Annotated in this window: 9 protein-coding genes and 1 other annotated feature; of the genes, 4 read left to right on the top strand and 5 right to left on the bottom strand. The window is 53.5% G+C overall.

The genetic code is table 11. The features are described 5' to 3' along the window. Positions 1-266: 266 nt before the first annotated feature. The 3 genes from clpB to rluD all read right to left on the bottom strand — a co-directional run bounded on the left by clpB (position 267) and on the right by rluD (position 4,678). The gene (gene clpB, locus PUZ33_RS24105; protein ID WP_013098336.1) at positions 267-2,840 is read right to left on the bottom strand and encodes an ATP-dependent chaperone ClpB; all 2,574 of its coding nucleotides are present in this window, start codon (positions 2,838-2,840) and stop codon (positions 267-269) included. 129 nt (positions 2,841-2,969) lie between these two features. After that, the gene (yfiH, locus tag PUZ33_RS24100) at positions 2,970-3,701 is read right to left on the bottom strand and encodes a purine nucleoside phosphorylase YfiH (protein ID WP_038980875.1); all 732 of its coding nucleotides are present in this window, start codon (positions 3,699-3,701) and stop codon (positions 2,970-2,972) included. Beyond that, positions 3,698-4,678, bottom strand: coding sequence for a 23S rRNA pseudouridine(1911/1915/1917) synthase RluD (gene rluD, locus PUZ33_RS24095; RefSeq protein ID WP_029882082.1), 981 nt, complete (start codon positions 4,676-4,678; stop codon positions 3,698-3,700). The genes yfiH and rluD overlap by 4 nt, the downstream gene beginning before the upstream one ends. A gap of 131 nt (positions 4,679-4,809) precedes the next feature. Here rluD and bamD point away from each other — a divergent pair, with 131 nt between their 5' ends. The 4 genes from bamD (at position 4,810) to pheA (ending at position 7,577) form a co-directional block, all read left to right on the top strand. Continuing rightward, positions 4,810-5,547, top strand: coding sequence for an outer membrane protein assembly factor BamD (gene bamD, locus PUZ33_RS24090; RefSeq protein WP_013098339.1), 738 nt, complete (start codon positions 4,810-4,812; stop codon positions 5,545-5,547). A gap of 268 nt (positions 5,548-5,815) precedes the next feature. After that, positions 5,816-6,157 (top strand): ribosome-associated translation inhibitor RaiA, encoded by a 342-nt coding sequence (gene raiA / locus PUZ33_RS24085; protein ID WP_008502470.1) that lies wholly within the window; start codon positions 5,816-5,818, stop codon positions 6,155-6,157. Positions 6,158-6,260: 103 nt separating this feature from the next. After that, positions 6,261-6,386, top strand: a sequence feature (Phe leader region). Further along, positions 6,262-6,309, top strand: a complete 48-nt coding sequence (pheL, locus tag PUZ33_RS24080) for a pheA operon leader peptide PheL (protein WP_100249759.1) — start codon at positions 6,262-6,264, stop codon at positions 6,307-6,309. (Overlaps the previous feature by 48 nt.) A gap of 30 nt (positions 6,387-6,416) precedes the next feature. Next, positions 6,417-7,577 carry a bifunctional chorismate mutase/prephenate dehydratase gene (gene pheA, locus PUZ33_RS24075; RefSeq protein ID WP_013098340.1) on the top strand — a complete coding sequence of 387 codons (1,161 nt, stop codon included), beginning with the start codon at positions 6,417-6,419 and terminating at the stop codon, positions 7,575-7,577. On the opposite strand, the gene PUZ33_RS24070 is transcribed toward pheA, so the two are convergent. After that, positions 7,574-8,446 carry an SMP-30/gluconolactonase/LRE family protein gene (locus tag PUZ33_RS24070; RefSeq protein ID WP_058681060.1) on the bottom strand — a complete coding sequence of 291 codons (873 nt, stop codon included), beginning with the start codon at positions 8,444-8,446 and terminating at the stop codon, positions 7,574-7,576. The two genes, pheA and PUZ33_RS24070, sit on opposite strands and share 4 nt — an antisense overlap. Positions 8,447-8,506: 60 nt before the next feature. Further along, a complete protein-coding gene (gene tyrA, locus PUZ33_RS24065) occupies positions 8,507-9,628 on the bottom strand; it encodes a bifunctional chorismate mutase/prephenate dehydrogenase (RefSeq protein ID WP_062676777.1) in 1,122 nt (373 codons plus the stop codon). Positions 9,629-9,631 lie beyond the last annotated feature (3 nt).

Raw genomic sequence — 9,631 nt, 5'->3', positions numbered from 1 at the left:
GCTGCGGCGCGGGGTGTGCATATTACGCTTTCCCGCTTCAGAGTCAAGCGTTTAATTTGCTTTTCTCTGCTGACCCGGCGGCGTGTGTGCCGTTGTTCCGTGTCAGTGGAGGCGCATTATAGGGAGTAATTCTGAAGCCGCAAGGATAAAGTGAAAATTATTTACTGACTGCTCACTTTCCAGGCAAATTACATCCCAGACCTCAATTCTGGCCTGGTTTTTAAACAAAAACGAGCCGCAAGCGGCTCGTTTTTGCGTTTTGTGACTTACTGCACTGCCACAATTCGGTCGTCGTTGGCTTCCAGACGGATAACTTTGCCCGGAACCAGTTCGCCTGACAGTATCTGCTGCGCCAGAGGGTTTTCGATCTGCTGCTGGATAGCACGTTTCAACGGACGCGCCCCGTAAACCGGATCGTAACCATTTTCGCTCAGCAGTTTCAGCGCATCGTCAGAGATGTGAATTTCATATCCACGCTCTTCCAGACGTTTGTACAGACGCTGCAGCTGGATCTGTGCAATCGACGCAATGTGTTTCTCACCCAGAGGATGGAATACCACCACTTCATCGATACGGTTGATGAACTCCGGACGGAAGTTATGGCTAACCACACCCAGAACCAGATCCTTCATATGGCTGTAATCCAGTTCACCGAAACGTTCCTGAATCAAATCGGAACCCAGGTTCGATGTCATGATCACGACCGTATTACGGAAATCCACCGTTCTCCCCTGCCCGTCGGTCAGACGACCATCATCCAGGACCTGCAGCAGAATGTTGAACACATCCGGGTGCGCTTTTTCCACTTCGTCCAGCAGGATGACGGAATAAGGGCGACGGCGTACCGCTTCTGTCAGGTAACCACCTTCTTCATAACCGACATATCCCGGAGGCGCACCCACCAGACGTGAAACGGAGTGTTTCTCCATAAACTCGGACATGTCGATACGCACCATCGCATCGTCGCTGTCGAACATAAAGTTAGCCAGCGCCTTACACAGCTCGGTTTTCCCCACCCCGGTAGGGCCCAGGAACAGGAACGAACCAATCGGACGATTAGGATCAGACAATCCGGCGCGGCTACGACGGATGGCGTTGGAAACCGCTTCAACCGCCTCGTCCTGGCCAATCACGCGCTGATGCAGATCCTGCTCCATGCGCAGCAGTTTATCGCGTTCGCTTTCCATCATGCGTGCTACCGGAATACCGGTCCAGCGCGCCAGCACCTCAGCAATTTCCGCATCCGTTACTTTGTTACGTAACAGACGCATCGTTTTGCCTTCAGACTGCGTCGCAATCTCAAGCTGTTTCTCCAGCTCAGGGATTTTGCCGTACTGCAACTCTGACATTCGCGCCAGGTCACCCACACGACGCGCCTGCTCAATGGCAATTTTTGCCTGTTCAAGTTCAGCCTTAATGGTCTGAGTGCCAGAGAGTGACGCTTTCTCTGCCTTCCACTCTTCTTCTAACTCAGAATACTGGCGCTCTTTATCGTCCAGTTCCTCATTGAGCATATCGAGGCGTTTTTTACTGGCTTCATCAGACTCTTTCTTGAGTGCCTGCTGTTCCAGTTTAAGCTGAATAATACGACGGTCGAGTCTGTCCAACTCTTCCGGTTTCGAGTCTATCTGCATACGAATGCTGGATGCGGCCTCATCGATAAGATCGATCGCTTTATCCGGTAACTGACGGTCGGCGATATAACGATGCGAAAGCGTCGCTGCCGCAACAATCGCCGGGTCAGTGATCTGCACATGGTGGTGCAGCTCATAACGTTCTTTCAGACCACGCAGGATCGCGATGGTATCTTCCACGCTTGGTTCCGCGACAAACACCTTCTGGAAACGACGTTCAAGCGCAGCATCTTTTTCGATGTACTGACGGTACTCGTCCAGCGTCGTGGCACCCACACAGTGAAGTTCACCGCGTGCCAGTGCAGGTTTCAGCATGTTCCCGGCATCCATCGCGCCGTCTGCTTTACCGGCACCGACCATGGTGTGCAACTCATCGATAAACAGAATGACATTGCCTTCCTGTTTTGCCAGATCGTTAAGCACCCCTTTCAGACGCTCTTCGAATTCACCGCGATACTTCGCCCCGGCCACCAGCGCCCCCATATCCAGCGCCAGTACACGGCGGCCTTTCAGCCCTTCCGGTACTTCACCGTTTACAATACGCTGCGCCAGACCTTCAACGATGGCGGTTTTACCAACACCCGGTTCACCAATCAGCACCGGGTTGTTTTTGGTACGGCGCTGCAGAACCTGAATAGTACGGCGAATTTCTTCATCACGGCCGATCACCGGGTCAAGTTTACCCTGCTCAGCACGCTCGGTCAGATCGACCGTAAATTTTTTCAAAGCCTGACGTTGGTCTTCGGCTCCCTGATCGTTCACGCTTTCCCCCCCACGCATTTTCTCAATCGCCTGAGTCACATTGGCCGTGGTTGCGCCGGCAGTTTTCAGCAGGTCGGTCAGGGTACCGCGTGATTCAAGCGCCGCCAGAACAAACAGTTCCGACGAAATAAAGTTGTCCCCACGTTTTTGCGCCAGCTTGTCGCAAAGGTTCAGCACCCGCACCAGATCCTGGGACGGCTGAACGTCACCGCCGGTACCTTCTACCTGCGGTAAACGGCTCAGCGCCTGATCGATGGCAGTGCGTAACTGGCCAGCATTAATGCCAGCAGACGTTAATAATGGACGTACCGATCCCCCTTCCTGATTCAGCAAGGCGCTCATTAAATGAAGAGGTTCGATGAATTGGTTGTCGTGCCCCAGTGCAAGGGACTGGGCATCGGCGAGAGCAAGCTGGAATTTATTAGTAAGACGATCCAGACGCATAACTCCTCCCATAACAGGTCAAATTTGCTACTGGAGATTAAATGAGGTCATCCCTCAATTATTCAAGGTTAATGACCTGAATTATGTGAAAAGAAAACGGCACGTGCCGGATCGTCTTGATTCTTTAGGTTATATCAGCCAAATAAAACTTGCCATACGCCCCGTCGTCTTGTCGCGGCGATAAGAGAAGAAATCACCCTTTTCGGTGAACGTACAGCGGTCACCGCCGAAGATCTGCGTCACCTTGACATTATTCAGACGCTGACGTGCAAGCTGATAAATATCGGCCAGATATTTTTCCCCCACGGGTTCGAAAGCGTTAACGGCTTGCGGATCTTTTGCCATAAACGCTTCACGAACCTCTGGGCCCACCTCGAATGCCTGAGGACCAATTGCCGGGCCAAGCCAGGCAATGATATTTGCAGGATCGTCTTTGAAGCAGGCGACGGTCTCTTCCAGCACGCCTTCACACAGACCACGCCAGCCCGCATGAGCAGCCGCAACCTCGGTACCCGCACGGTTACAAAACAGCACCGGCAGACAATCGGCTGTCATCACCGCGCATACTGTTCCCGGCGTATCGCTGTAGGAGGCATCGGCACGTTTAGACGCGTAGGGTTCTCCCGTCAACTTCAGCACGGCTTTACCGTGAACCTGCTCAAGCCACACCGGTTTAGACGGTAAGTTGCCCGCAGCAAACAGCCGCGAGCGGTTTTCTTCAACGTGTTCCAGGTTGTCGCCGCAGTGTGCGCCAAGGTTCAAAGACGCCCACGCCCCCTGGCTTACCCCGCCAACGCGGGTTGAACTGCAGGCAGCCACACCTTCAGGCAGTGGCCACTCCGGAACAATCAGTTTGCTCATAACCAGTCCACTTGATCTTTGTGTTCTTCAAAATCCGCGCGCATGGCGTCAATAAGCTCCACCATATCCTGCGGGATCGGCGCATGCCATTCCATTTGAATCCCTGAAATAGGGTGATAAAGGCGCAGCATGGTGGCGTGCAGCGCCTGACGATCAAACTTGCGCAGTACGCTAATGAACTCGTCCGATGCTCCTTTTGGCGGACGCGGACGACCACCGTAAACCTGATCCCCCACCAGCGGATGGGTGATGTGCGCCATATGCACGCGGATCTGGTGGGTACGACCGGTCTCCAGACGCAGACGCAGACGCGTATGAATGCGGAAATGTTCCATAATGCGATAGTGCGTTACCGCCGGTTTACCCATCGGATGCACCGACATATGAGTACGTTTGGTAGGGTGACGGCTGATCGGCTCATCAACCGTACCGCCAGCAGTCATATGGCCAATAGCCACGGCTTCATATTCGCGGGTGATCTCACGCAGCTGCAGTGATTCCACCAGGCGAGTCTGGGCAGGTACGGTCTTTGCCACCACCATCAGACCGGTGGTGTCTTTATCCAGACGATGCACGATACCGGCACGCGGCACATCAGCAATCGGCGGATAATAATGGAGAAGTGCGTTAAGTACCGTACCGTCAGGATTCCCCGCTCCCGGATGAACAACCAGGTCGCGCGGCTTGTTAATTACCAGAATGTCATCATCTTCATAGACGATGTCCAGTGGGATATCCTGTGGCTCGAAGCGGATTTCCTCTTCGATTTCAGCATTGATGGCGACAGCTTCCCCACCTAACACTTTCTCTTTCGGTTTGTCCCAGACTTTACCGTTTACCAGCACGCGCTGGTCAAGAATCCATTCTTTTATGCGTGAACGCGAATAATCAGGGAACAATTCGGCCAAAGCTTGATCTAAGCGTTGACCGAGCTGATTTTCGGAGACTGTTGCGGTGAGTTCTACTCGTTGTGCCATAAACTGCTTCTTCGTTTAACGTTGGGTTTTACGGCTTTGCCGTTTAATATAGTGTGCTATTGTAGCTGGTCTTAATCGGGAGCAGGAACAGAGTTTCTCCCGGACAAACATTTGAGGAAAGTCAAAACGTCATGACGCGCATGAAATATCTGGTGGCAGCGGCCACGTTGAGCCTGGCTTTGGTGGGCTGCTCCGGTTCAAATGAACAGGTCCCTGACAATCCGCCGAATGAAATCTATGCGACTGCACAACAAAAGTTGCAGGACGGTAACTGGAAACAGGCGATAACGCAACTGGAAGCGTTGGATAATCGCTATCCATTTGGTCCGTATTCGCAGCAGGTACAGTTAGATCTCATCTACGCATACTATAAAAATGCCGATCTGCCGCTGGCTCAGGCAACCATCGATCGTTTCATGCGTCTGAACCCGACTCATCCTAACATCGACTATGTAATGTACATGCGCGGTCTGACCAACATGGCGCTGGATGACAGTGCCCTGCAGGGCTTCTTCGGTGTGGATCGCTCCGACCGTGACCCGCAGCATGCGCGTGATGCGTTCAACGACTTTTCCAAACTGGTGCGCGGCTATCCGAACAGCCAGTACGTAACCGACGCCACCAAACGTCTGGTGTTCCTGAAAGACCGACTGGCGAAATACGAATACTCGGTTGCTGAATACTACACCCGTCGTGGCGCATGGGTTGCCGTGGTTAACCGTGTAGAAGGAATGCTGCGTGATTATCCGGATACGCAGGCGACCCGCGACGGCCTGAAGCTGATGGAAAATGCTTACCGCCAGATGCAGATGACCGCACAGGCAGACAAGGTAGCAAAAATCATCGCCGCGAACAGCAGCAACACCTGATAGCGACGTCAAAGCAAAACGGCAGCCCGCGGGCTGCCGTTTTTTTATTCATTTCAGACAAAGCTGAAGCGGTTTAGCTTCAACACATCCTATCAACTATGACCGCAATTTTTGCCTTCGACAAGGTAAATCTCACCTCTTCCTGCCCTGCCTCACAAAAAAGATTCCCTGACAAAAACCGACAAAATAACGTGATCTAAATCACACATTTTGACATTAGGACAGGTATGCTGGAATCACCAAGACGGAAAGACAAGAGGTAAAATTTATGACAATGAACATTACCAGCAAACAAATGGAAATTACCCCGGCAATTCGCCAGCACGTCGCAGACCGTCTCGCCAAACTGGATAAATGGCAAACACACTTGATTAATCCACATATCATCCTGTCTAAGGAGCCGCAGGGTTTCATCGCTGACGCAACTATCAATACTCCAAACGGCCATCTGGTCGCCAGCGCAAAACACGAGGATATGTACACCGCTATTAATGATTTGATCAACAAGCTGGAACGGCAGCTCAATAAAGTGCAGCACAAAGGTGAAGCCCGTCGCGCCACGACCTCGGTGAAAGACGCCAGCTTCGCGGAAGAAGTTGAAGAAGAGTAATCCTTTAAATTGAGTTTACCGCCAACGCGCCTTCGGGCGCGTTTTTTATTGACAGGGTGAAAACAGTACGGGTACTTTAACGTTATCAACCACAGGATGATTCCATGAAACTGACGCCGTTTTTCTTCGCATTCTTTTTTACCTTCCCCTGAACGGGAGGCGTTTCGTCGTGTGATAAAGAATGCGAAGACGAACAACAAGGCCTCCCACACCGGGGGGCCTTTTTTATTGATAACGATAAAACGAGACAGACAACACTATGACACCGGAAAACCCGTTACTGGATCTGCGAGTAAAAATCAGCGCGCTGGATGAAAAATTACTGGCACTTCTGGCTGAACGCCGCGCGCTCGCCATCGAAGTGGGTAAAGCCAAACTGGACTCCCACCGTCCGGTACGTGATATCGACCGCGAACGCGACCTGCTGGAACGTCTGATTCAACTCGGCAAAGCCCATCACCTTGACGCACATTACATCACCCGTTTGTTCCAGCTCATCATCGAAGACTCTGTTCTGACCCAGCAAGCGCTGTTGCAGCAGCATCTGAATAAAACCAACCCGCACTCTGCCCGCATCGCGTTTCTTGGCCCTAAGGGCTCCTACTCCCATCTGGCTGCCCGCCAGTACGCTGCACGTCATTTTGAAGAGTTCATTGAGAGCGGCTGCGCAAAGTTCGCCGATATTTTCAATCAGGTGGAAACCGGCCAGGCGGATTACGCCGTCGTGCCGATTGAGAACACCAGTTCCGGTGCCATCAACGACGTGTACGATTTGCTGCAACACACCAGCCTGTCGCTGGTTGGGGAGCTGACAATCCCTATCGATCACTGCGTGCTGGTCTCTGGCTCAACCGATTTGAGCACCATCGAGACGGTCTACAGCCATCCGCAGCCGTTCCAGCAGTGCAGTCAGTTCCTCAACCGTTATCCGAACTGGAAAATTGAGTACACCGAAAGCACCTCCGCAGCGATGGAAAAAGTCGCCCAGGCAAACTCCCCTACCGTCGCGGCGCTGGGCAGCGAGGCGGGCGGTGCGCTGTATGGTCTCCAGGTTCTGGAACGTAACCTGGCAAACCAGACGCAAAACATTACCCGCTTCATCGTGCTGGCACGCAAAGCCATTAATGTCTCTGATCAGGTGCCCGCCAAAACCACCCTGTTGATGGCAACCGGGCAGCAGGCAGGCGCACTGGTTGAAGCGCTGCTGGTACTGCGTAACCACAATCTGATCATGACCCGACTCGAATCGCGCCCGATTCACGGCAATCCGTGGGAAGAGATGTTCTATCTCGACATTCAGGCCAACCTGGAATCACCGTCCATGCAGAAAGCCCTGCGTGAACTGAGCGAAATCACCCGTTCAATGAAGGTGCTGGGCTGTTATCCGAGCGAAAACGTGGTACCGGTTGACCCAAGCTAACGTTCGATAAACCGGCTTTTCTTCATCCCTGCCACACTGACCGGCAGGGTGAAGATAGCGCCGGAGAGGGGATATTGCGCCACCTCTTGCGCATCCATATTTTCCCGCGTGGTCGTGATAAACAGCGTTTTCATATCGTCACCGCCAAAGCAGACCATCGTTGGGCAACGGACCGGCATACGGTACTCTTCCAGTTGCTCTCCCTGAGGTGAAAAGCGCGCGATGCGCCAGCCATCAAACAGCGCACTCCAGTAACAGCCTTCCTCGTCCATCGCGGCACCGTCAGGTATCCCTTCGCCGTCGTTGAACCGGCGGAATACATCCCTTTTACCGGGTTCCCCCTGCTCATCCAGTGGGGTACGGTAGATAACGCCGTTTGGCGTATCAGAAGTAAACATCCACCGCTGGTCGGGGCTGAATGCCAGACCATTATGGCCATGAATGTCGCACTGGATAACTTTTGGCGTCAGATCGTTATCAATGCGCATCAGCAGCGCCCCGTTGTAATCACCCGGTGCCCAGAAGGTCCCGGCGTAGAACTGGCCCCGGTGATCGGTTCCCCCATCATTGAAACGCGCAAGCTGCGGATTCGACGGGTTATCACAGACTTTGCGCTGCAGCAGGCCGTGTTTATCGGAAAGCCAGATGCCGCTTCGCATCGCGACGATAAAGCCGCCGCGTTCGCGCAGGGCGAAACACCCCACCTCTTCGTGGAAAGAGAGCACGGTGTGTTCCGCCGTGGGTAAATGATAACGGTGGATCTCACCTTCAAGAATATCCGCCCAGTAAAGCGCATTTTCCTCTGCACTCCACGTCGGGCATTCGGGCAGATGCCCGGTGTAGTTCAACAGCAGCTGCGGTTCGGCCATGACAGTTCCCCAAAATGAAAAAAGCCAGCAATGCTGGCTTTCAGTATATACATCATCGCATTACTGGCGACTGTCATTTGCATGACGCAACAGCGTGCGGCTCTCGCTCTGGAAACGTTGCGCGTAATCGCCAAACCAGTGTTCGACCTTACGGAAGCTGTCGATAAACGCCTGCTTGTCGCCGTGCTCCAGCAGCGTAATGGCTTCGCCAAAACGCTGGTAGTAACGCTTAATTAGTGCCAGGTTGTTCTCAGACGACATAATAATGTCGGCGTAAAGCTGGGGATCCTGAGCAAACAGACGCCCTACCATCGCCAGCTCCAGACGATAGATAGGCGAAGAGAGTGCCAATAACTGCTCAAGCTGCACATTCTCTTCCGCCAGATGCAGCCCATAGGCAAAGGTCGCAAAGTGGCGCAGCGCCTGGATGAACGCCATGTTCTGATCGTGTTCAACCGCGCTAATGCGGTGCAGCCGCGCGCCCCAAACCTGAATCTGTTCCAGGAACCACTGGTAGGCTTCCGGCTGACGACCATCGCAGTAAACCACCACCTGTTTCGCCAGGCTGCCACTGTCCGGGCCAAACATAGGATGCAGCCCCAGGACCGGCCCCGTGTGCGCGGCCAGCATAGCCTGCAGCGGACCATTTTTCACGGACGCTAAATCCACCAGGATGCAATCTGCAGGTAGCGGAGGAAGCTTCGCAATGATCTGCTCCGTCACGTGAATCGGCACGCTGACGATGACCATTCCGGCATCTTTCATCAGCTCCGGTGCTTTTGCCCAGTCCTCTTTTTCCAGGATACGCACCTGATAGCCAGACAGGGTCAGCATTTTTTCAAACAGCCGCCCCATCTGACCCGCCCCGCCCACAATAACGACCGGGCGCAGGGACGGGCAAAGGGTTTTGAAGCCTTTATCGTTTTCGCTGGAGTAGGACTCCCGCATCACACGACGCAAAACATCTTCAATCAAATCCGGCGAGACGCCCAGCGCCTGGGCCTCTTTACGACGGGAAGCCAGCATGGAGGCCTCGCGCTCCGGAACGTAAATCGGCAGGCCATATTTGCTTTTGACCTCACCCACCTCGGCAACCAGCGCCATACGGCGCGCTAACAGATCCAGCAGCGCCTTATCCACTTCATCAATTTGATCGCGTAATGCGGTCAATTCAGCAACCATACC

It is taken from the genome of Enterobacter cloacae complex sp. 2022EL-00981 (genome assembly GCF_028737495.1).
GTDB classification, from domain to species: domain Bacteria; phylum Pseudomonadota; class Gammaproteobacteria; order Enterobacterales; family Enterobacteriaceae; genus Enterobacter; species Enterobacter cloacae.
The sequence above is the reverse complement of the archived record's forward strand: the minus strand, read 5'-3'. Positions and strand labels throughout refer to the sequence as shown.

Excerpts from the sequence above, each read along its gene's own strand:
- rluD (WP_029882082.1), bottom strand. The coding sequence starts at position 4,678 with ATGGCACAACGAGTAGAACTCACCGCAACAGTCTCCGAAAATCAGCTC.
- PUZ33_RS24070 (WP_058681060.1), bottom strand. The coding sequence starts at position 8,446 with ATGGCCGAACCGCAGCTGCTGTTGAACTACACCGGGCATCTGCCCGAA.
- pheA (WP_013098340.1), top strand. The coding sequence starts at position 6,417 with ATGACACCGGAAAACCCGTTACTGGATCTGCGAGTAAAAATCAGCGCG.
- clpB (WP_013098336.1), bottom strand. The coding sequence starts at position 2,840 with ATGCGTCTGGATCGTCTTACTAATAAATTCCAGCTTGCTCTCGCCGAT.
- raiA (WP_008502470.1), top strand. The coding sequence starts at position 5,816 with ATGACAATGAACATTACCAGCAAACAAATGGAAATTACCCCGGCAATT.
- tyrA (WP_062676777.1), bottom strand. The coding sequence starts at position 9,628 with ATGGTTGCTGAATTGACCGCATTACGCGATCAAATTGATGAAGTGGAT.
- yfiH (WP_038980875.1), bottom strand. The coding sequence starts at position 3,701 with ATGAGCAAACTGATTGTTCCGGAGTGGCCACTGCCTGAAGGTGTGGCT.
- bamD (WP_013098339.1), top strand. The coding sequence starts at position 4,810 with ATGACGCGCATGAAATATCTGGTGGCAGCGGCCACGTTGAGCCTGGCT.